Consider the following 20,942-nt stretch of genomic DNA (forward strand, 5'->3'; position numbering starts at 1 on the left):
AGCACGGCCATGCAAGTGTTTGTCGTCGGCGGTGCAGTGCGCGATGCCTTGATGGGGCGAAGCGTCAACGACCGCGACTGGGTGGTGGTGGGCAGCACGCCCGAAGCCCTGCGCGCGCAGGGCTATGTGCCCGTGGGCCAGGACTTTCCGGTCTTTCTGCATCCGCAGACCCGAGAGGAATACGCCCTGGCCCGCACCGAGCGCAAGACGGCGCGGGGCTACAAAGGCTTTGCGGTGCAGGCCGCGCCCGACGTCACGCTCGAAGAAGACCTGGCCCGGCGCGACCTCACGGTGAACGCCATGGCCGTGCCCGAGGACATGGCGCACCAGCCCCCCAGCGCCTGGGCAGGCCAGATCGTTGACCCCTACGGCGGTCAGCGCGATTTACAAGCCAAAGTGCTGCGCCATGTCACTCACGCGTTCACGGAAGACCCGGTGCGCATCCTGCGGCTGGCACGCTTTGCAGCCCGTTTTGTAGACTTTTCTGTGGCCGCTGAAACCATGACCTTGATGCGCCAGATGGTCGAAGCAGGTGAGGTGGACCACTTGGTGCCCGAGCGTGTCTGGCAGGAGTTGGCGCGCGGACTGATGAGCGCCCAACCCTCGCGCCTGTTCGAGGTGATGCGGTCATGTGGCGCGCTCAAGGTCTTGCTGCCCGAGCTCGATCGCTTGTGGGGCGTGCCCCAGCGCCCCGAGTACCACCCCGAGATCGACACGGGCGTGCACACGATGATGGTCATGGACATGGCGGCGCGATTGAACTTGCCACTGCCCGTGCGGGTGGCCTGTCTGATGCACGATCTGGGCAAAGGCAGCACACCTGCCGACGTGCTGCCCCGCCACATCGGCCACGAAGGGCGCAGCGTCCAGCTCTTGCAAAAAGTCTGCGAGCGCCTGCGCGTACCCAGCGACTGCAAGGAACTGGCCGAGGTGGTGGCGCGTGAACACGGCAACATCCACCGCAGTGGCGATTGGGGTGCCGAAGCCCTGATGCGCCTGCTCGAGCGCTGCGATGCCATCCGTCAGCCCGCGCGCTTTGACTTCGTGCTGCAAGCTTGCGAGTGCGACGCGCGGGGGCGGCAGGGTTTTGAAGAAACAGCCTACCCTCAGGCCGCGCGCTTGCGGCAAGCCCAGCAAGCTGCGCTGTCTGTTGAAAGCGCCCCCATCGCGCAGGCAGCTGCCGCTCAAGGCTTCAGAGGCCCTCAAATTGGCGAACAGATTACCAAGGCCCGCGTGCAGGCCATTGCGCAAGTGCTGTAAACACCCTGGCGCTCAAAGGTGCGATCGCGTCCAGTCAGCAATGTCTTGCGCCGTGCGAAAAGCACCCGCCTGACGGGCGACTTCTTGGCCACCAACAAACAAGGCGAGTGTGGGGATGCTGCGGATATGGAAGCGGGCAGCGATGGCCTGCGCTTCTTCGGTGTTGAGTTTGGCCACCCGCACTTGGGGCGCCAAAAGGCCAGCGGCCTGCTCATAAGCCGGCGCCATCATCCGGCAAGGACCGCACCAAGGGGCCCAAAAATCGACCAGAACCGGCACATGGTTTCGGCCAATGTGCTTGTCAAAGCTGGCCACATCCAGCGCCAGGGGATGACCGTCAAAGAGAGGTGTGTGGCACTGTCCGCAATCGGGAGCATTGTGCAAATCGGCCACACGCACGCGGTTGGTGGTGTGGCAGTGCGGACAAACAATGTGCAAAGCGCTGGCTGAATCGGTCATGGAATCCCCTGTGTTTCAAATGCACGTGGGGGCCATGATGCGCAATTCAAGCGCCAAGGGCGTTGATTCAGGTCAACGCCATGAACCCGGCAGGGTCAACGAGCCGGAGGACGACGCGGTGCCATAGGGGCACGGCCTGCCAAGTGGCGGAAGCTGATGCGGCCTTTGCTCAGGTCATAGGGCGAGAGTTCGAGCGTCACACGGTCACCCGCCAAAATCCGGATGTGGTTCTTGCGCATCTTGCCGGCGGAATAGGCGATCAATTGGTGGCCGTTGTCCAGCGTCACGCGAAAGCGCGTGTCAGGCAAAACTTCGTTCACCACGCCCATCAGTTCAATCAGTTCTTCTTTAGCCATTTAAAACGTCTTTCTCAAAGCAGGATCGGTTTCGTCGTCTGGCGCTCCACCCACAACATGCCTTCATCGAGGGCGTATTGGCTGGCAGCGGCCGGTGTGGCGAATTCAGGCACGAAGCGCATCACACGGTCGGTGCTGGCGCTGCCACGGCCACTGGCCACGGACACTTGGGCGCCAAATGCACCATTGGGCAAAGCCCTGGAGCAAGGCTGAATTCGGAATTTTCCCATGAAGATGGGTTGGTGTGAACAATAGAAATTAGTCATGTATTTTAACGAAGGGGGTCGGACCGCTTTTTTCTGCCCTCTTGGGGGCTGTGCAGCGGCACGGGTCTTGGCATGTCCTGCTGCCAAAAAGCGCCCCCTACGCAGACCGCAAAGTCTGCCCAACAACAGCACCGTGCAGAGGTGCGTCAAAAAGGAAGCAAAAAATCGTCTGGGCCCAGCTTGGAAAAGCATGGCGGGCGATGTGCACAGTGGAGGACAAGACTGGCATCCCTCTGCCGGGATGCGCTATCGGCTCGCAAGGAGCTAGATGGGCATAAGTCGCCAATGGCGTGCTGCACTGTAACACGTTCGGCCTGCAGCCCTCAGAAGGTCGGCTCAGACCCACCGCGCAATGCCTGCCGCCACCATGCTCAGCAGCAAGGTGCTGGTGATGGGAAGGAAGAACTCGCGCCCGAACAAGCGAAAGCGAAAATCTCCGGGCAGACGACCAAAACCGAGTTTTTGCAGCCATTTTTGCAAGCCACTGAAGATGATCAGGGCCAGAAACACCACGATGAGCCAGCGCAACATGGTTTGCCTTGATCTCGTTCAGAGGCGGTGCGAGCGGTCGCCCTGGGCAAAGCCCTGAGCAGCCCAGTCGGCGTGGGTGGAAAAACCGATCACTTTGAACAACTCGCCCATTTCATGCTCGTTGATCAGGCGCTGCGCTTGGCTGCGCTCGGCCAAACTGGCGGCCGCCATGCGTTCGGCCAGCCCCAGGTTCAGCAAAAACCAAGCTTGGCTGGTGTAGCCCAACACGTTCAACCCGGCGTTTTGCGCCGCCAAGGCCACGCCCGTGAAGTTCACATGGGCCGTGATGTCTTTTTGGCCCACCGCCAGCAAGGGGTTGTCGTCGGCCTGGTGCAGCTGGTGGCACATCACGGTGCCCATGTGGCGCTGCACATGAAAGTACTCGGCCTCGGGGAAACCGTAGTCCAGAAAGAACGCTGCCCCGCCCCGCCCGGCCAGCAAGCGTTCGGCCAAGCTGGCGATGAAGGCCTCGGCTTGGGGTTGGATTTCGCTCAGGTAGTCGTGCTCGCCGTCAATGTCCACAGGCGGGCGCAGGTCGGTCAAGCGGTCTTGCCAAGCGAAGTCATTCCCCGAACTGACCACGCCACGCTCGTGCCAGACACCCTGCGTGCGTTGCAGCAACTGCACCGGCATGGCGTCCAGCACCTCGTTGCCCACCACCACGCCCTCGATGGCATCGGGCCAAGCATCGAGCCAGCGCACTTTGTCTGCATGCTTCAACAAGGTGTCGGCCTGGCGCGCACGCAAGGTGCCCGACACGTCGATGACGGTGTAACGCGTCACCGCGTCGCCCAGGCTGTCCAGCAATTGCAAGGCCAGGGCTCCGGTGCCTGCACCAAATTCCCAGACTTCATCCGAGCCTGTGGCCGCCAATGCCTCTTTCACCTGCACCGCCAGGGTTTGGCCAAACAGGGGCGACATGCCCGGCGCGGTCACGAAATCGCTGCCCGAGGACGGCAGGGCACCGAATTTTTGCAGGGCGTTGGTGTAGTACCCCAAGCCCGGCTCGTACAAGGCCATGGCCATGAAACGGTCAAAACCGATCCAGCCACCCGCTCGTGCGATGGCTTGGTGGATCCGTGGGGTCAATTCGGAAGGGGAAAGGGGTTTCAGCGAGTTCACGCGGTGATTGTCGCCGAAGGAGTACGGGGGTTTGCCGGGGTGCCGGGGGCCAATCCATGGCTTGCCCGATAATTCAGCCCTTTGTCACCTTGGATGTTCCTGCGCAGTCCCATCTGCCCAGCCCACCCCTTCATGAAACAAGTTCTGGTCACCGGAGGCGCTCACCGCCTGGGCGCAGAGATCGTTCGCCAATTTGCGGCGGCGGGCTGGCGCGTGTGGTGCCACTACCAACGCTCGGCCGATGCGGCCAAAGCGCTGCAAGCTGAACTGCAAGCTGCAGGGGGCCATGTGGAATGCGTGCAAGCCGATCTGGCCCAGAGCGAACAAGTCGAACAGATGATGGCGCACATCGCGCAAAGTCAAGGGCCGCTCGACTGCTTGGTGAACAACGCTTCGCTGTTCGAACCTGACGAGGGCAGCAACATGGACTTGGCCGGAGCCCGCCAGCAAATCGAGGTGAATTTGATCGCCCCCATGACGCTGGCTTCGCTCATGGCCCGACAAGCCGCGCCCCAAGCCACACCTGGCCAGCGCAGTGTGGTGCACATCCTGGACCAGAAGGTGTTCAACCTGAATCCGGATTATTTTTCGTACACCGTCTCCAAATTGGCGCTCGAGCGGGCCGTGGCCTTGCAGGCCCAGGCCCTGGCCCCCTTGCGCGTGTGCGGCGTGGCCCCGGGCCTGATGTTTTTGAGCGGGCCACAAACCCAAGACAACTTTGACCGCGCCAGCCGTGTGAACCTGATGCGTGAGCCGATCGATCCGGCGCAAGTGGCGGCCACCTGCCTGTTTTTGGCACGGAACCCCTGCATCACCGGCACCACGGTGTGTGTGGACAATGGCCAACACTTGGTGCCTTTGGCCCGCGATGTGATGTTTTTGGCCGATGCCACCGACAAGAAAGACGCCGCATGAGCGACCTCATGACCGATTTGGCGCTGAACTGCCGCCGCCTTTTTTTGCGCAACCACACCGTAGACGTGCGCATTGGTGCGCACGATTTTGAAAAACTCGGTCCCCAGCGCATCGTCTTCAACGTGGAGCTCTTTGTGCCTTACAGCGCATCGACCCCCATGCAAGACGACTTGGCCGAGGTGGTGGACTACGACTTCATCCGCGAGGTGATTGCCCACCGGGTGGCGCAGGGTCATATCGTGCTGCAAGAGACTTTGTGCGACGACCTGATGCGCGCATTGATCGCGCATCCACAGGTGCAGGCGGTGCGCCTGTCGAGCTGCAAACCCGATGTCTACCCGGACTGCGAAGCGGTTGGGGTTGAGATTTTCAAGACCAAACTTCCGACATGAAAACCCCAGCCGGACACCAAACCCTGGAGCTGACCGGTTTGCGCTTTGACGCCAACCTGGGCATCCTGGAACACGAAAAAACCGATCCCCAGCCGATTCAGGTGGATGCCGAGTTGAACCTGGGCACGCAGCCCCTGCTGCCCAGCGACGACGACATCCACTCGGTGCTGGACTACCGCAAGGTGCGCAAGATCATCATCGATGAATGCACGGCCGAGCACATCAACTTGCTGGAAACTTTGATCGGCAAAGTTTCCAATCGCCTGATGCAGTTGCCTGGTGTTTTGGGCGTGCGCGTCAAGATTGCCAAGCTTGAAATTTTTGAAGACTGCGAAGTGGCCATTCGCATGGAAACCGGACAGTGGTGAACCTCATGAACACAGACACAGCAGCAGACAACGCCTGGGTACAAGCGCAAGCCGAATCAGAGGCCGCCAAAGCCGTCAAGATCGAACGCGAAACCCACAAACTCGAAAAACGTCTGTGCCGCCAAATGGGCCAAGCGATTTCCGACTTCAACCTGATCGAAGCGGGCGACCGCATCATGGTCTGCATGTCGGGCGGCAAAGACAGCTACGGCATGCTGGACATCCTGCTCAAAATGAAGGCCCGCGCCCCGGTGGACTTCGAGCTGGTGGCGGTCAACCTGGACCAAAAACAGCCCGGCTTTCCGGACCACATCCTGCCTGCGTACCTCAAAGCGCTGGGGGTGGAGTTCCACATCGAGACGCAAGACACCTACTCGATCGTGAAAGACAAGATCCCCGAAGGCAAGACCATGTGCAGCCTGTGCTCGCGCCTGCGCCGGGGCATTTTGTACCGCGTGGCGCGTGAGCTCAAATGCAACAAGCTGGCACTTGGCCACCACCGCGACGACATGCTGCAGACCTTCTTTTTGAACATGTTCTTTGGCGGCAAGCTCAAAGGCATGCCCCCGAAGCTGGTCAGTGACAACGGCGAGTTCATGGTGATCCGCCCACTGGCCTATGTGGCCGAGTCCGACCTCATCCGCTGGGCAGAGCACCGACAGTTCCCCATCATCCCCTGCACACTCTGCGGCAGCCAGGAAAACCTGCAGCGCTTGCAGGTGGGCAACATGCTGCGCGAGTGGCAAAAGAAACACCCTGGCCGGATTGAAAACATGTTTGCGGCTTTGCAAAATGTGGTGCCCTCGCATTTGATGGACCCCAAACTGCACGGCTTCAAGGACTTGAAAATCACTGGCGTCGAATCGGACGATGGCGACAAAGCCTTTGACGAGGAAGCGTTCCAGGAGCCCTCTTTGCCCGGTATTCAGGTCATCTCGATGTGAACCTCAAGGGAACAACCCATGCGCACTGCCACTTGGCCAATCACGCGGTTTTTTTCGATGGCCATGGCTGTGCTGGCCATGATCGGCTTGTCGGGCTGCGCCTCCATGCGCCTGATCGACAGCGATGTGACTTCGGTGGTGGCGGTGCCGCCCGGCATGAGTTTGCAGGGGGCCAAATACCGCTTTGAGCGCCTGCCCTCCCAAGCCAATCACCCCGAAGCCGGGCTGGCCGAGCAGCAAGCGCAAGCGGCCATGACCGCCGTGGGTTTGGTGCGTGATGACAACGCAGCCCGTCTGAGCGTGATGGTGGGTTTCAGCGGCGCCCAATACTTGGCCGACCCTTGGGGCCGACCCATCGGGCCAGGCTGGACACCTTACGGCAACGTGGCCATCGGATCCGGCATGGGGGGAGGCTTTGGCTCGCACATCGGTCTGGGTGTGGGCATGCGCTTTCCGCCGCCGACACATTTCCGACGCGAAGTCAGCTTGATCCTGCGCGACCTCCAATCTGGCCAAGTGGTCTACGAAACCCGTGCCAGCCACTCCGGCCCGTGGCATGACAGTGCGCCGATTTTCGGCACGCTGTTCCAGGCGGCCATGGCGAACTTTCCCAACCCACCCGCAGGGCTGCGCCGAGTCAACATCGAACTGCCGCGCTGAGACGCCATTCACGACATGCCTGAAGCCACCCGTATTTTGGCGATTCGCCACGGCGAAACCGCCTGGAACGTCGACACCCGACTGCAGGGCCATCTGGACATCCCCCTCAATGCAGTAGGCCTGCGCCAGGCACAGCATCTGGCACGCGCATTGGCTGGGCGAGAGGCCATCGATGCCATTTACGCCAGCGACTTGTCGCGAGCCCAGACCACGGCCGAGGCCATCGCTCAAACCCTAGGACAAACCGTGAGCACCCATGCCGGTTTGCGCGAACGCCACTTTGGCGCGTTCCAGGGGCGTACCTATGCCGAAATTGAAGACGAACTGCCAGAACACGCCTGGCACTGGCGCAAACGCACGCCCGAGTGGGTGCCGCCAGGCGGCGGTGAATCCTTGCTGACTTTACAAGAACGGGTTGTGGCCACCGTGGATGCGTTGGCGGCCAAACACCCCGGTCAACACGTGGTGATGGTGGCGCACGGCGGTGTGCTGGACATTTTGTACCGCGCAGCCACCCGTCTGGGACTGCAAGCGCCTCGCACCTGGCAACTGACCAATACCGCCGTCAATCGGCTGCTGTGGACGTCGCAAGGGCTTTCCTTGGTGGGCTGGGGCGACACCTCACACTTGGACGCATTGGGCCAAGATGAAAGCACGGTCTGAAGCTTTTTGGGAGGTCGACCGACCGCCCTCGACGGGCTGCCGGCTTCAAATCCTTTCGCCAAACGACTTGGGAGGCGTCACCCCCAAATGTCTGAAAGCCGCCAATGTGGCCATGCGCCCACGCGGCGTGCGCTGCAAATAGCCTTGCTGAATCAAATACGGCTCGATCACGTCTTCAATCGTGTCACGCTCTTCGCCAATGCTGGCGGCAATGTTGTCCAGCCCAACCGGGCCACCGTCAAATCGGTGAATCACCGCTTCGAGCAGCTTGCGGTCCATCAGGTCAAACCCTTCGGGGTCCACATCCAGCATGACCAGGGCCTTTTGAGCCAGCCCCTTGTGGATGGTGCCGTCACCCTTGACATCGGCGTAGTCGCGCACCCGGCGCAACAAACGGTTGGCGATGCGCGGCGTGCCACGTGAGCGGCGGGCAATTTCGAACGAGCCTTCGGGATCGATTGGCGCCTTCAGCAGCCCGGCGCTGCGGGTCACGATGCGGGTGAGTTCCTCAGGGGTGTAAAACTCCAGCCGCGACACGATCCCAAAGCGGTCGCGCAGCGGGTTGGTCAGCATGCCCGCCCGCGTCGTCGCACCCACCAGCGTGAAGGGCTGCAAGTCCAGCTTGATGGAGCGCGCCGCCGGGCCTTCGCCGATCATGATGTCGATCTGGTAGTCCTCCAGCGCGGGGTACAAGATTTCTTCGACCACGGGTGAGAGGCGGTGGATCTCGTCGATGAAGAGCACATCATTGCGCTCCAAGTTGGTCAGCAGCGCCGCCAAATCTTTGGGTTTTTCGAGCACCGGGCCGCTGGTCTGGCGCAAGTTCACACCCAACTCGGCGGCGATGATGTGGCTGAGTGTCGTCTTGCCTAAACCGGGCGGGCCAAAGAGCAACACATGGTCCAGGGGCTCCTCGCGCATCTTGGCGGCGCTGATGAAAATCTCCAACTGCTCGCGCACCTTGACCTGCCCGACGTATTCGTCGAGCAGCTTAGGACGCAGGGCACGCTCAATGGCCTCCTCCTGGTGCGACACGGGTGCCGCAGAGATGACCCGGGGTTCAGGTTGGGGGGCGAAATCGTCGGTGCGGATGCTCATGGCTCAGTTCAACTTCATTTGTTCAGGGCTTTGAGTGCCAGCTTGATGCCCTCGCTCACGCCCACGTCGACAGGCAAGCTCTTGAGGGCTGCTGCCGCCTCCTTGTCGTTGTAACCCAAGGCAATGAGGGCTTGCTGGATGTCGCTTTGCGCATCCGAGGTGTTCACCGCAAACAAGCCGCCCAAGTCACCGCCCAACTTGCCTTTGAGCTCGAGCAACAGCCGCTCGGCGGTTTTCTTGCCGATGCCGGGCACTTTGACCAGTCGACCCACCTCTTGTGTGGTGATGGCTTGCGCCAAATCGGTCACGCTCATGCCCGACAACACGCTCAAGGCCGTGCGTGGGCCGACGCCGGAGATTTTGATGAGTTGGCGAAAGGCTTCTCGCTCGCTCAAGGTGGCAAAACCGTAGAGGATTTGCGCGTCTTCGCGCACCACAAAATGCGTGACCAGGCTGACCTTTTCGCCCGTGGCAGGCAAGTTGTAAAAGGTGCTCATGGGCACATTCACTTCGTAGCCCACGCCATGGCAGTCCACGATCACCTCGGGTGGGTTTTTGTCGCTCAGGATGCCAGTGAGTTTGCCAATCATGGAGGAGAGCCCTTGGTTTGCACGGTATAGAGGAAAATCAAGGCTCCACGGCCTGCAACAAACCGGTCGAAACCACAACGAACAGGATTATCCACTTGATCGTCAGACACACCTTCACGCCCCACAACAATACCCGCTTGTCGCATTTGTGCGGCCCCATGGATGCGCACCTGCGCACCATCGAAGCGGGCTTGCAAGTGAGCATTGCACACCGCCATGAGCAATTCAAGGTGGACGGCCCCAAGGCTGTGGCCATGCGGGCCATGGAGATATTGCAAGCCATTTACGAGCGTGCCGACCGCCCCATTGCGCCCGACATGGTGCAGCTCATGTTGGTGGGCGACAGCGGGGGTGAAGAAGCCCAACTGCCCGCTCTGCAAACCCGCCGCGCCGACCTGAAAGCCCGCACCCCGGTTCAAGCCGCCTATCTGGAGAGCATCGCCACACACGACATCAGTTTCGGTATCGGGCCTGCAGGCACAGGCAAGACTTATTTGGCCGTGGCCTGCGCGGTGGACGCGCTGGAGCGCGCCAGTGTGCAGCGCATCGTGCTCACGCGACCCGCCGTCGAAGCCGGTGAGCGCCTGGGTTTTTTGCCCGGCGACTTGTCACAAAAAGTGGACCCGTATTTGCGACCACTTTACGACGCGCTGTATGACCTGATGGGTTATGACAAAGTACAAAAAGCGTTTGAGCGCAACGCGATCGAGATCGCCCCCCTGGCCTTCATGCGCGGGCGCACGCTGAACAACGCCTTCGTCATACTGGACGAAGCTCAAAACACCAGCACCGAGCAGATGAAAATGTTTTTGACCCGCATCGGCTTTGGCGCCAAAGCGGTGGTCACGGGCGATGTGAGTCAGATCGACCTGCCCAAAGGCCAGCTGAGCGGCTTGATCGACGCTGAGCGCGTGCTGAAACGTGTCAAAGGGATTGCCTTCACGCGCTTTTCCAGCGCCGATGTGGTGCGCCATCCGCTGGTGGCCCGCATTGTGGACGCCTATGAAGCACAAGGCAGTGCTCCGATGCGCGCAGGTCTCACGACCCGCCGCAAGCCTTTGCCTACCGACGATTGACCAGCCCACTGAAACCCATGCCACTGCAACAACTCCAACTGTCCCTGCAATTTGGTGACATTCCCAACGCTGCGCGCCACCGCGCCGCCCTGCCCCGACACGCCGTCACCCGCGCCATTCGGCACGCATTGGCCGATGACGCCGAAATCACCGTGCGCATCGTGGGCGAGGAAGAAGGTCGCGCGCTGAACCAGAGTTATCGCAAAAAAGACTACGCCACGAATGTGCTGACGTTCGATTACGAGCAAGAACCTGTGGTGATGGCCGACTTGGTGCTGTGCGCTCCGGTGGTCGCGCGCGAGGCCAAGGAGCAAGGCAAGACGCTGGCGGCGCACTACGCGCATTTGCTGGTGCATGGCACTTTGCACGCGCAAGGCTGGGACCATGAGACCAGTGAGGCCGATGCTGAGGAGATGGAGGCCTACGAGATTGCGATCTTGGCGGGATTGGGGTTAAAAAATCCCTATCGATAACGAGTGAGGTTTCGGTTTGGGTAGGGCCGGGTTCCTCATGACGGGGTACCGAAAATCGTCACCCGGCCCTACCCAAACCGAAACCGTTGTGGGCGTGAAACACTCTGAGGTTTTCCAATGACCACCAAGGGGAATGGGGCAATGCGGCGGGCGCCGATTTTCGGTACCCCGTTATGAGGCGCCCGCCGCATCGCCCCATTCACCGCTCTCAAAAAACAATCAGAGCAACCGAACCTTCACACTCTTGCCCTTGATCTTGCCGTGTGACAGCTGCGCCTCCACCTTTTTGGCCAGTGCAGCCTGCACCGCCACATAGGTGGAGAACTCGTTCACATTGATCTTGCCCACCTGCTCACGGGTCAAACCACACTCGCCCGCCAAAGCGCCCATCACATCGCCTGCGCGAATTTTCTCTTTGCGACCCCCCACGATTTGCAGCGTGCGCATGGGCGGCTGCAAAGGTCCACCCGCGGCAGGTGCCAAACCTGCCAAAGGCGCCCAGTTCGATTCGCGGCCTTGCATCAGCTCGATCTTGCCGACCGCGCCCATCTCGTCCATGCTGGCCAGCGTCAGCGCCAAGCCTTCGGCGTCGCCCCGACCCGTGCGGCCAATGCGGTGAATGTGGATCTCGGGGTCGGGCGTCACGTCCACGTTGATCACGGCTTCCAGACCTTCCACGTCCAGCCCGCGTGAGGCCACATCGGTGGCCACCAACACCGAGCAGCTGCGGTTGGAGAATTGCACCAGCACTTGGTCGCGTTCGCGCTGTTCCAACTCACCAAACAGCGCCAGTGCGCTGTAGCCCTGGGCCTGCAACACCGCCACCAAATCGCGGCACTGCTGTTTGGTGTTGCAAAAGGCCAGTGTGCGCTCAGGACGGAAATGGGCCAACAGTTTGGACACAGCATCCAAGCGCTGACTTTCGCTCACTTCGTAATAAACCTGCCGAATTTTGTGCGCACTGTGCTGTGCCTCGACCTTCACGGTTTGCGGTGCACGCATGAACTGCGCCGCCAACTTGGCGATGCCCTCGGGGTAAGTGGCGGAGAACAGCAGCGTCTGACGGTCTTTGGCGCACTGGCGCACGACTTTCGCGATGTCGTCAAAAAAGCCCATGTCCAGCATGCGATCGGCTTCGTCCAGCACCAGCGTGTTCACCCCCGCCAGACTCAAAGAGCCGCGTTCCAGGTGGTCCAAGATGCGGCCGGGCGTGCCCACCACCACATCTGCGCCATGCTCCAGGCTCAACGTCTGGCCTCTCAAAGCCACGCCGCCGCACAAGGTGACAACCTTCACGTTTTGTCGGGCGCGGGCCAAGCGCCGGATTTCTTGGGTGACTTGGTCGGCCAACTCGCGGGTGGGGCACAAAATCACGGCCTGAATGGCGGCGCTGGGGGAGCCAGCGCTTTGCAAGCGCTCGATCAGCGGCAAGCCAAAGGCCGCTGTTTTGCCGCTGCCGGTGCTGGCTTGGGCAATCAAATCTTGCCCGTCCAAGGTCAAGGGCAAGCTGGCCGCCTGGATGGGCGTCATCTGGGTGTAGCCCAGTTGTTCGAGGTTTTGAAGGGTGGCCGTTGACAGCGCGAGCTGGTCAAAACGAGAGGACATCGAGACGGGGGACGCAGCGGGAAATTTTTCAGTCATGCCCCGATTATCGGCGGCCAACGCCCTCACCTCAGACTCAAGCCGTCATGCGCATCGGAATCGTGATTGGTCCGTCATTGATGAGCGCCACCTTCATGTCGGCGGCGAAGCGCCCTGTTTCCACCACAGGGTGGGCTTTTTGTGCCTGGGCCACAAAATAGTCATAGAGACGGCGGGCATCGTCCGGTGCTGCAGCCCCCGAAAACCCTGGGCGCGTGCCCGAAGACACATCGGCCGCCAAAGTGAACTGACTCACCACGAGCAAGCCACCCGCCACGTCTTGCACGCTCAGGTTCATCTTGCCAGCGTCGTCACTGAAAATGCGCAGCTTGAGCAGCTTGGCCAGCATTTTGTCGGCCACCGCCTCGGTGTCACCTTTTTCAGCGCAAAGCAGCACCAACAAGCCCGCGCCAATCTGACCGATGACCTCGCCCTCCACGCGCACGCTGGCTTCGCTCACCCGCTGCAGCACGGCGATCATTTCAAATCCCTCGCATCACTGAAGTGCGCTTCGACATCACTGGGCAACAACTGGATGGTGGCGCGCAAACCGGGCACTGCGCTCATCAACGCTTGCTCGACACTGCCGCGCAAGGCGGCAGCGCGGCCCAATGTCCAACTGGCCGGCATGTGCATGTGCACATCCACAAAACGACGCTGACCGGCTTTGCGGGTGTGCAGATGGTCAAAACGGATGATCTCGGTCTCGCCGCGCTGGTGGGCAAAACCGTCCAAAACTTTTTGCACCTCGGCCAACACCTCGGGCTCCAGAGCCTCGTCCATCAAACCTTGCGAAGACATCCAAATCAGATGTCCGCCCTCTTTCAAGATGTTCAGGGCGACGCCCATCGCCACCACCGCGTCCAGCCACAGCCAACCGGTCACGCCCACCAAGCCAATGCCAATGACCACGCCAGCGGAAGTCCAGACATCGGTCACCAAGTGACGGGCGTCGGCTTCCAGCGCCAAAGAGCGGTGTTGTTGGGCCGCACGAAACATCAGCCAAGCCAGCAAACCATTCAGGGCCGAACTGCCCACCGACAAAGCCAAACCCAAGCCCACTTGTTCGATGGGCTGGGGGTCAAACACCCGGTGCGCCGCCGCCCAGATGATGCCCAAAGCGGCGACCACGATCAGGATGCCCTCAAAGCCCGAAGAAAAATATTCGGCTTTGTGGTGACCATAGGGGTGCTCATCGTCCGCGGGCATGGCGGCCACCGTGACCATCATCAAACCAAAAATGGCACTGGCCAAATTGACCAAGGACTCCATCGCGTCAGACAGCAGGCCCACCGAATCCGTCAGCCACCATGCCAAGGTTTTCAGGCCAATGGTGATCAACGCCACCACCACCGAAGCCCAGAGCATGCGTTTGGGCGTCATCCAAGCATCCAATTTTTTCATGGACTCAGGATACCCTTGCGGGATGAAGCGCCGATGAACAGGCCGACCCTCAAGACAGCGTCACTTTGGCAAATTTACGCTTGCCCACCTGAACGATGTAAGTGCCTGCAGCCAGTTTCAGGCCCTTGTCACTGACGACGCTGGAGTCCACACGCACACCGCCGCCGTCCACCAAACGCCCAGCCTCAGTGGTCGATGGCGCCAAACCAGCCGATTTGAGCAGAGCGCCAATGCCCAGCGGGGCGCCCGACAAAGACACTTCGGGAATGTCATCTGGCACGCCGCCCTTGCTGCGGTTGATGAAATCCTGCTCCGCGGCATCGGCCGCAGCTGCGCTGTGAAAGCGCGCCGTGAGTTCCTTGGCCAGCATGACTTTGGCGTCTTTGGGGTTGCGCCCACCTTCCACTTCTTTTTGGAGTGTCTCGATCTCGGCCATCGACTTGAACGACAGCAAGGTGTACCAACGCCACATCAACACATCGGAAATGCTCAGCACCTTGGCGAACATGGTGTTGGGTTCTTCGGCAATGCCGATGTAGTTGTTCTTGGATTTGGACATTTTGTCCACGCCATCCAGACCTTCAAGCAGCGGCATGGTCAGGATGCATTGCTGCTCTTGTCCGTATTCGGCTTGCAGGTGACGGCCCATGAGCAGGTTGAATTTTTGATCGGTGCCCCCCAACTCCAGATCCGACTTCAGAGCGACCGAGTCGTAACCTTGCATCAGGGGGTACAAAAACTCGTGCACGCTGATGGGCGTTCCGGCCTTGAATCGGTCATGGAAGTCGTTGCGCTCCATCATGCGGGCCACCGTGTACTTGGCGGCCAACTGGATCATGCCCATGGAGCCCAAGGGCAAACTCCACTCGCTGTTGTAGCGAATTTCGGTTTTGGCCGGATCAAGCACCAAACTGGCCTGCTTGTAATAAGTTTCGGCATTGCGCTTGATTTGCTCGGGCGTCAAGGGCGGGCGGGTGCTGTTGCGGCCAGATGGATCACCAATCAAGCTGGTGAAATCACCAATCAAAAAAATGACCTGGTGGCCCAAGTCCTGTAGCTGGCGCATCTTGTTCAGGACCACCGTGTGACCGATGTGGATGTCGGGCGCAGTCGGGTCCAGGCCCAATTTGATGCGCAAAGGCACACCTGTGGCCTCGGATTTGGCGAGCTTTTGTAACCAATCCTCTTTGGGAATCAACTCCTCGCAACCCCGCAAAGTGACCTCCATCGCCTCCCGTGTCTTGTCCGTCACGGGAAATTTTGTAACAAGCGCTTGATTCATAAGGGTTTTTTCTAAAGTCAAATGGCCGTAGACCAGTACAATGGTCCTCTATTCCCAAGTCGCTCATTTTAAAGGCGCTTGGATGTGAACATCGTGCCCGTCGCTCCATCAGAGAGCGTGCCACGAAACACCGATCAAATTAATGTCATTTTTCGTCTCCCTCCAGGCCCGTCTGGCATCCTTTTTAGTTGGCTTTGTGTTCCTGTGCACTGCCGCGCTTGGCGCAGTGCTGTTGGCCACACAACGGCTGCTCGCTTGGCTCGATGGTCAGCACCCCCAACTGACATGGGTCCTTCAGTCCAGCACACGCTGGCTGAAGCGACACCCCAAAGCCATCAGCGTAACTTTGGCTTCGGTTTTACTGGCGGGCGGCGGTGGTGCCTTCGCCATTGCCAACTTAGGGCCTGACATCTCTGACCAGCCCGTTGTCACGGTGACCGTTCCTGTCGAATCGCCCTCTTTACAAGCCCAAGCCCAAGCGCTCGATTTGGTGAACATGCGCTTGACGCGCACCGACAGTACCCGCTCGTCTGACACCCCAGAGAGCTTGCTGCGCCGTCTGGGCTTGGTGGATCCGGATGCTGCCGCGTTCTTGCGCAAGAACCCTTTGGCCAAACAGGCCCTCAAACAAGCAGGCCGTTCGGTGGTGGCGGAAGCCGATAACCAGGAGCGCTTGAGCCAATTGCATGTGCGCTGGCTCAACAACGAAAACGATACCTTCTTCCAACGCCTGGCCATCAAGCGTTCCGATACGGGTCTTCAGGCGGTACTCGAAACCTCGCCCATGAACACCAGCCTGCGCATGACAGGTGGCACCGTGGCCAGCTCACTCTACGACGCTGCAGACGAAGCGCGATTGCCTGATGCCATCGTGGGCCAGCTGACACAGATCTTCTCCAATCAGATCGATTTCCACCGCACCTTGCGCAAAGGTGCTCGTTTTGCGGTGGTTTACGAAGTCCTGGAAGCCGATGGTGAGCCCATCCGCACGGGCCGGGTTTTAACGGCCGAGTTCAACAACGGCAACAAAACCTACGAGGCTGTTTGGCACCAAGAAGCCGGTCAAAAAGGCAACTATTACAGCCTGGATGGCAAATCCCTCAGCCGAACTTACTTGGCATCCCCGGTCGCGTTTTCCCGTAAAACCAGCGGTTTTGCCATGCGCTTGCACCCCATCTTTCAAACCATGAAAGCCCATTTGGGTGTGGACTACGCGGCGCCCACAGGAACGCCCGCACAAACCGTAGGTGACGGTGTGGTTGAATTTGCAGGTGTACAAGGCGGCTTCGGCAATGTGGTCATCGTTCGCCATGGCAACAACCATTCCACCGTGTATGCTCACCTCAGCCGCATCCAGGTTCGCAAGGGTCAATCGGTACAAAAAGGGCAAACGATTGGGGCTGTCGGCTCGACGGGTTGGTCGACAGGCCCGCACTTGCATTTTGAGTTCCGCGTCAACGGCACCCACGTTGACCCTCAAAAAGTGATTCAGCAAGCCCAAAGTGCGCCATTGAGCCCGTCGGCCATGACACGTTTCAAATCGGTAGCGGCGCAAGCCCGTTCGCAGCTGCAAGCAGCGGCCCAAATGCGAGAAGGCAACGTTCAGTGATCCATAAGGGCCGCAAGGCCCTTTTTTGATGCCCGGCCACCGCCTTCGGTCTGACCGACTGACTCCGAACAAGCCCTCGTGCATTTCCCCACATGATCCCCTCCCAGCACTTCATCGGCCTGATGTCTGGCACCTCTTTGGACGGTGTGGACGGCGTGCTGGCTCGCATCAACCCGCAGGGGCAGTTAGCCGTTCAGACGCACGCCTTCTGTGCTTTCGGCGCACACTTCAAAGCCGAACTGATGGCGCTCAACCAAAGCGGTCCCAATGAGCTGCACCGCGGTGCGTTGGCGGGCAACCAAATTGCGCGTCATTACGCTGATGTTGTCCACCAATTGCTGTCCTCCAGCGGCCTTCAGCCCCAAGACATTGCAGCCATTGGGGCTCACGGTCAAACCGTACGACATCGCCCTCTGGAATTTGATGGCGATTCGACTCTGGATCGTGCACCGGTCGGCTATACGCTGCAACTGATCAACCCTTCTTTGTTGGCTGAACTGACCGGCATCGATGTGGTGGCCGATTTTCGCAACCGCGATCTCGCGGCAGGGGGTCAAGGCGCGCCCTTGGTGCCGGCCTTTCATCAAGGTATTTTTGGATGCCCAGGCTCTTGCGTGGCCGTGCTCAATGTCGGTGGCATCTCCAACCTGAGTGTGCTTCACCCAGATGGTTCCGTGCTGGGCTGGGACTGCGGTCCGGGCAATGCGCTCATGGATTATTGGTGCAACACCCACACCGGCGCACCCTTTGACCACAACGGCACTTGGTCGGCCAGCGGACAGGTCGTGCCGCCTGTATTGGCGACCTTGATGGCGGAAAATTTTTTACAACGCACGCCCCCCAAGAGCACTGGCCGTGATTTGTTCAACCCTGCATGGCTTCAAGCCCATTTGCCCGTGGACACCCTGGCGCCTCAAGACGTTCAGGCCACCCTGACGGAATTCACAGCTTTGGCCTGTGCCAACGATGTCAAGCGCCATGCACCTGCTGCACAAGAGCTGATTGTGTGTGGGGGTGGGGCTTTGAATGGGCAGCTCATGCAGCGTCTGGCCCAGCAGCTGCCCGGGATGCAGGTGGTCAGCAGCGAATGGCGGGGCTTGCCCCCTTTGCAAGTTGAAGCCGCCGCGTTTGCCTGGCTGGCCGCCAAAACCATGCGGCGTGAAACATCGAGCTTGCCAAGCGTCACGGGCGCCAAAGGCGCCCGTGTTTTGGGGGCGATTTACCCCCGTTGATGTGCGGCGAGCCGCGCTCGCCGTACCAAACGATCAGGTCGAAAAAGACGAACCGCAACCACAGGTGGATGTGGCGTTTGGGTTTTTGATGACGAACTGAGCGCCTTGCAAGTCTTCCTTGTAGTCGATCTCGGCACCAATCAAGTATTGGTAACTCATGGCGTCAATCAACAAAGAGACGCCATTTTTGCTCATGGTGGTGTCGTCTTCGTTGGTGATTTCATCGAAAGTAAAGCCGTATTGAAAGCCTGAGCATCCGCCACCTTGCACAAACACGCGCAGCTTCAAATCGGGGTTGCCTTCTTCGGCGATGAGGTCGGCGACCTTGGCGGCCGCGCTGTCGGTGAAGACAATCGGGGCAGGCATTTCGGTCTGGATATTTTCAGCAAGAGCGCTCATGGTGTTTCTCCGGTTCAATGGCAAATAGTATAGCGCGCTGGTCGGGAATTACTCCCCCCGGGCGCAGTAACGCTACTGCTCACATGGGCTTTGCCCCTGCACGGCATCAGGCCCCAAGCTGGACCCCAGAAAGCAAAAAACCGCTGCGGCGGACCGAGCGGCTTTTTGTGGAAGCAGAAAAAGCGGATTAACGCTTGGAGAACTGCTTGCGGCGGCGGGCTGAGTGGAAGCCGACCTTTTTACGTTCCACTTCACGCGCGTCGCGGGTGACAAAACCAGCTTGGCTCAGCACGGGCTTGAGCGATGCGTCGTAGTCAATCAGGGCGCGGGTGATACCGTGGCGCGATGCACCGGCTTGACCGGATTCGCCACCGCCGTGCACATTGATCATGATGTCGAAAGTTTCGGCATGGTTGGTCAACATGAGGGGTTGCTTGGCGATCATGATCGAAGTTTCCCGGCCGAAGTAGGCTTGGATGTCCTTGCCATTGACCGTGATCTTGCCAGTGCCTTTTTTCAGAAACACGCGGGCGACGCTGGATTTGCGACGGCCTGTGCCATTGTTCCATTCACCAATCATCTCAAGGCTCCTTAGATGTCCAGCACTTTAGGCTGTTGGGCGGTGTGTGGGTGCTCAGCGCCACCATACACCTTGAGTTTCTTGATCATGGCGTAACCGAGTGGGCCTTTGGGCAGCATGCCCTTGACAGCCTTCTCGAGTGCGCGGCCAGGGTGTTTGGCTTGCATGTCGCGGAAGTTCGTTGCAGTGATACCGCCGGGATAGCCCGAGTGACGGTAATACACTTTGTCGATGGTCTTGGTGCCAGTCACTTTGAGCTGAGCAGCATTGATGATGACGATGAAGTCACCGGTGTCGACGTGAGGCGTGTAAATGGCCTTGTGTTTGCCGCGCAAACGGAGAGCAACTTCGCTGGCTACTCGTCCGAGGACCTTGTCGGTCGCGTCAATCACAAACCACTCGTGCACGACCTCAGCGGGTTTGGCGCTGAAAGTTGTTGTCATGAGTTTTCTCTTAAAAGAAAGGTTTGGCGGGTCCTTTTCCACGGTCGGTGCTCCTCTTATGGGAGCCTCTTAGGTGGGAATTTGCCAATGTCTTGCGGCACTTGGCGTCTTCGCCGCGGGACCACTGATTCGCTGCGAAGCCTTCTATTATACGAAAAATCAAGGACTTGCGGGCGTTATTGGTTACCATCAAGGCATGTTCAGTTATCGACACGCTTTTCACGCGGGCAACCATGCCGATGTGCTCAAACACATCACCTTGCTCGCCACCATGCGCCACCTCATGCAAAAAGAGGCAGGCATCACCCTCATTGACACCCACGCAGGGGCCGGTTTATACCGCCTGGACGGTGATTACTCACAAAAAGGCGCCGAGGCCGAAGACGGCCTGTTCAAGCTTTTGGCCGCCGCCGAAAAACTCGACGCTCTGCCTGAGCCCGTGCAGGACTACTTGGAACAGATTGCCAGCTTCAACCCCAATGGGCAGGCCAAGATTTACCCCGGCTCCCCTTTTTTAATGCACAAACTCATGCGGCACGCATCGCGTGATCGCCTTCGTTTGTTTGAGTTGCACCCCACCGACAGCAAATCCCTGACCTCCAATATCGCTCAACTCGAAGCCGGGCGCACAGTCACCGTGAGCCGCGAGGACGGTTTCGAGGCGCTCAAAAAATTGCTGCCGCCCCCGCCATCGGCTACGGGCTCGAAACGGGCGATGGTCTTGATCGATCCCAGCTACGAAATCAAATCGGATTACGCCAAAGTGGCCAACGTGATTCAGGAGTACCTCAAACGCTTCTCCACGGGCACTTATCTGGTTTGGTACCCGATCATTCCGCGCCCCGAAGCACACGACCTGCCCAAACGCCTGCGCACCTTGGCCAACCAATCGCAAAAGCCCTGGCTCAATGCCACCTTGGCCATCGGCCGAGGCCCAGGTGACGAAGGTGGCCTGGTGGCCAGTGGCATGTTTGTCATCAACCCGCCCTTCACCTTGAAGGATCAGATCCGCAAGGCGCTGGATGTGGTGGGTCCCGCCTTGGCCCGAGGCTCTGGCAAGAACTGGGCGGTTGAATCGTCCTGATGGCGCCATGGACCTCAGGGAAAGACCTGAGCCGCCACAACGCAAGTTAACCGACCGCACGGTCGGTTAATGGGTATACTGGCATCCGCGCCAAG

At 59.7% G+C, this 20,942-nt stretch carries 26 protein-coding genes; 12 read left to right on the forward strand and 14 right to left on the reverse strand.

Annotated elements, in window-relative coordinates:
- Positions 1-9: 9 nt before the first annotated feature.
- On the forward strand, positions 10-1,260 hold the full coding sequence (locus ACHEXK_RS12870) for a multifunctional CCA addition/repair protein (RefSeq protein WP_416548948.1): 1,251 nt from the start codon (positions 10-12) through the stop codon (positions 1,258-1,260).
- 12 nt (positions 1,261-1,272) lie between these two features.
- Here ACHEXK_RS12870 and trxC read toward each other — a convergent pair whose 3' ends face one another.
- From trxC to ACHEXK_RS12895, 5 genes are all read right to left on the reverse strand, one after another.
- Positions 1,273-1,719, reverse strand: a complete 447-nt coding sequence (gene trxC, locus ACHEXK_RS12875) for a thioredoxin TrxC (RefSeq protein WP_416546723.1) — start codon at positions 1,717-1,719, stop codon at positions 1,273-1,275.
- Positions 1,720-1,814: 95 nt separating this feature from the next.
- Positions 1,815-2,075, reverse strand: coding sequence for a translation initiation factor IF-1 (infA, locus tag ACHEXK_RS12880; RefSeq protein ID WP_019426546.1), 261 nt, complete (start codon positions 2,073-2,075; stop codon positions 1,815-1,817).
- A 14-nt stretch (positions 2,076-2,089) separates the two neighbouring features.
- Complete coding sequence (locus ACHEXK_RS12885; RefSeq protein ID WP_231624533.1) at positions 2,090-2,305, reverse strand: hypothetical protein; 216 nt, start codon at positions 2,303-2,305, stop codon at positions 2,090-2,092.
- A 372-nt stretch (positions 2,306-2,677) separates the two neighbouring features.
- A complete protein-coding gene (locus ACHEXK_RS12890) occupies positions 2,678-2,872 on the reverse strand; it encodes a DUF2905 domain-containing protein (protein WP_090044838.1) in 195 nt (64 codons plus the stop codon).
- A gap of 18 nt (positions 2,873-2,890) precedes the next feature.
- The gene (locus tag ACHEXK_RS12895) at positions 2,891-3,994 is read right to left on the reverse strand and encodes a class I SAM-dependent methyltransferase (protein WP_416546724.1); all 1,104 of its coding nucleotides are present in this window, start codon (positions 3,992-3,994) and stop codon (positions 2,891-2,893) included.
- Between the two features lie 132 nt (positions 3,995-4,126).
- On the opposite strand from ACHEXK_RS12895, the gene ACHEXK_RS12900 reads away from it, so the two are divergent.
- The 6 genes from ACHEXK_RS12900 to ACHEXK_RS12925 are packed head-to-tail and all read left to right on the forward strand — an operon-like array spanning position 4,127 to position 7,936.
- Positions 4,127-4,909 (forward strand): SDR family oxidoreductase, encoded by a 783-nt coding sequence (locus ACHEXK_RS12900; RefSeq protein ID WP_416546725.1) that lies wholly within the window; start codon positions 4,127-4,129, stop codon positions 4,907-4,909.
- Positions 4,906-5,301, forward strand: a complete 396-nt coding sequence (locus tag ACHEXK_RS12905; RefSeq protein WP_416546726.1) for a dihydroneopterin aldolase — start codon at positions 4,906-4,908, stop codon at positions 5,299-5,301. The genes ACHEXK_RS12900 and ACHEXK_RS12905 overlap by 4 nt, the downstream gene beginning before the upstream one ends.
- Complete coding sequence (locus tag ACHEXK_RS12910; RefSeq protein WP_019426540.1) at positions 5,298-5,669, forward strand: dihydroneopterin aldolase; 372 nt, start codon at positions 5,298-5,300, stop codon at positions 5,667-5,669. Before ACHEXK_RS12905 ends, ACHEXK_RS12910 begins: the two co-directional genes overlap by 4 nt.
- A 5-nt stretch (positions 5,670-5,674) precedes the next feature.
- Positions 5,675-6,613: a tRNA 2-thiocytidine(32) synthetase TtcA gene (gene ttcA / locus ACHEXK_RS12915; protein WP_416546727.1), complete on the forward strand. Its 939-nt coding sequence runs from the start codon at positions 5,675-5,677 to the stop codon at positions 6,611-6,613.
- Between the two features lie 18 nt (positions 6,614-6,631).
- A complete protein-coding gene (locus ACHEXK_RS12920) occupies positions 6,632-7,273 on the forward strand; it encodes a hypothetical protein (protein WP_416546728.1) in 642 nt (213 codons plus the stop codon).
- 15 nt (positions 7,274-7,288) lie between these two features.
- A complete protein-coding gene (locus tag ACHEXK_RS12925) occupies positions 7,289-7,936 on the forward strand; it encodes a histidine phosphatase family protein (protein WP_416546729.1) in 648 nt (215 codons plus the stop codon).
- A 45-nt stretch (positions 7,937-7,981) separates the two neighbouring features.
- Here the strand turns inward: ACHEXK_RS12925 and ruvB are convergent, their stop codons facing one another.
- Both ruvB and ruvA read right to left on the reverse strand, forming a co-directional pair.
- Entirely contained in the window at positions 7,982-9,034 is a 1,053-nt protein-coding gene (ruvB, locus tag ACHEXK_RS12930; protein ID WP_090044825.1) for a Holliday junction branch migration DNA helicase RuvB, read from the reverse strand.
- A gap of 14 nt (positions 9,035-9,048) precedes the next feature.
- Positions 9,049-9,624: a Holliday junction branch migration protein RuvA gene (gene ruvA, locus ACHEXK_RS12935; protein WP_416546730.1), complete on the reverse strand. Its 576-nt coding sequence runs from the start codon at positions 9,622-9,624 to the stop codon at positions 9,049-9,051.
- 95 nt (positions 9,625-9,719) lie between these two features.
- Between ruvA and ACHEXK_RS12940 the strand changes: the two genes are divergently transcribed.
- Positions 9,720-10,700 carry a PhoH family protein gene (locus ACHEXK_RS12940; RefSeq protein ID WP_416546731.1) on the forward strand — a complete coding sequence of 327 codons (981 nt, stop codon included), beginning with the start codon at positions 9,720-9,722 and terminating at the stop codon, positions 10,698-10,700.
- Positions 10,701-10,717: 17 nt separating this feature from the next.
- Positions 10,718-11,173 carry an rRNA maturation RNase YbeY gene (gene ybeY / locus ACHEXK_RS12945; protein ID WP_416546732.1) on the forward strand — a complete coding sequence of 152 codons (456 nt, stop codon included), beginning with the start codon at positions 10,718-10,720 and terminating at the stop codon, positions 11,171-11,173.
- 219 nt (positions 11,174-11,392) lie between these two features.
- On the opposite strand, the gene dbpA is transcribed toward ybeY, so the two are convergent.
- The 4 genes from dbpA to tyrS are packed head-to-tail and all read right to left on the reverse strand — an operon-like array spanning position 11,393 to position 15,500.
- Entirely contained in the window at positions 11,393-12,814 is a 1,422-nt protein-coding gene (gene dbpA, locus ACHEXK_RS12950) for an ATP-dependent RNA helicase DbpA (RefSeq protein WP_416546733.1), read from the reverse strand.
- Positions 12,815-12,851: 37 nt separating this feature from the next.
- Positions 12,852-13,295, reverse strand: a complete 444-nt coding sequence (gene dtd, locus ACHEXK_RS12955) for a D-aminoacyl-tRNA deacylase (protein WP_416546734.1) — start codon at positions 13,293-13,295, stop codon at positions 12,852-12,854.
- Complete coding sequence (locus ACHEXK_RS12960) at positions 13,292-14,218, reverse strand: cation diffusion facilitator family transporter (RefSeq protein ID WP_416546735.1); 927 nt, start codon at positions 14,216-14,218, stop codon at positions 13,292-13,294. Before ACHEXK_RS12960 ends, dtd begins: the two co-directional genes overlap by 4 nt.
- 49 nt (positions 14,219-14,267) lie before the next feature.
- On the reverse strand, positions 14,268-15,500 hold the full coding sequence (gene tyrS, locus ACHEXK_RS12965) for a tyrosine--tRNA ligase (protein ID WP_416546736.1): 1,233 nt from the start codon (positions 15,498-15,500) through the stop codon (positions 14,268-14,270).
- A gap of 142 nt (positions 15,501-15,642) precedes the next feature.
- On the opposite strand from tyrS, the gene ACHEXK_RS12970 reads away from it, so the two are divergent.
- Both ACHEXK_RS12970 and ACHEXK_RS12975 read left to right on the forward strand, forming a co-directional pair.
- On the forward strand, positions 15,643-17,109 hold the full coding sequence (locus ACHEXK_RS12970; RefSeq protein ID WP_416546737.1) for a peptidoglycan DD-metalloendopeptidase family protein: 1,467 nt from the start codon (positions 15,643-15,645) through the stop codon (positions 17,107-17,109).
- 95 nt (positions 17,110-17,204) lie between these two features.
- Positions 17,205-18,341: an anhydro-N-acetylmuramic acid kinase gene (locus ACHEXK_RS12975; RefSeq protein WP_416548950.1), complete on the forward strand. Its 1,137-nt coding sequence runs from the start codon at positions 17,205-17,207 to the stop codon at positions 18,339-18,341.
- 33 nt (positions 18,342-18,374) lie between these two features.
- On the opposite strand, the gene erpA is transcribed toward ACHEXK_RS12975, so the two are convergent.
- From erpA to rplM, 3 genes are all read right to left on the reverse strand, one after another.
- The gene (gene erpA / locus ACHEXK_RS12980; RefSeq protein ID WP_100119426.1) at positions 18,375-18,740 is read right to left on the reverse strand and encodes an iron-sulfur cluster insertion protein ErpA; all 366 of its coding nucleotides are present in this window, start codon (positions 18,738-18,740) and stop codon (positions 18,375-18,377) included.
- A gap of 187 nt (positions 18,741-18,927) precedes the next feature.
- The gene (gene rpsI / locus ACHEXK_RS12985; RefSeq protein WP_100119427.1) at positions 18,928-19,320 is read right to left on the reverse strand and encodes a 30S ribosomal protein S9; all 393 of its coding nucleotides are present in this window, start codon (positions 19,318-19,320) and stop codon (positions 18,928-18,930) included.
- A gap of 11 nt (positions 19,321-19,331) precedes the next feature.
- On the reverse strand, positions 19,332-19,763 hold the full coding sequence (gene rplM, locus ACHEXK_RS12990; protein WP_089953382.1) for a 50S ribosomal protein L13: 432 nt from the start codon (positions 19,761-19,763) through the stop codon (positions 19,332-19,334).
- 196 nt (positions 19,764-19,959) lie between these two features.
- On the opposite strand from rplM, the gene ACHEXK_RS12995 reads away from it, so the two are divergent.
- Positions 19,960-20,847, forward strand: a complete 888-nt coding sequence (locus ACHEXK_RS12995) for a 23S rRNA (adenine(2030)-N(6))-methyltransferase RlmJ (RefSeq protein WP_416546738.1) — start codon at positions 19,960-19,962, stop codon at positions 20,845-20,847.
- Positions 20,848-20,942: the final 95 nt, after the last annotated feature.

It is taken from the genome of Limnohabitans sp. DCL3 (genome assembly GCF_048019295.1).
Classification (GTDB): Bacteria; Pseudomonadota; Gammaproteobacteria; order Burkholderiales; family Burkholderiaceae_C; genus Limnohabitans_A.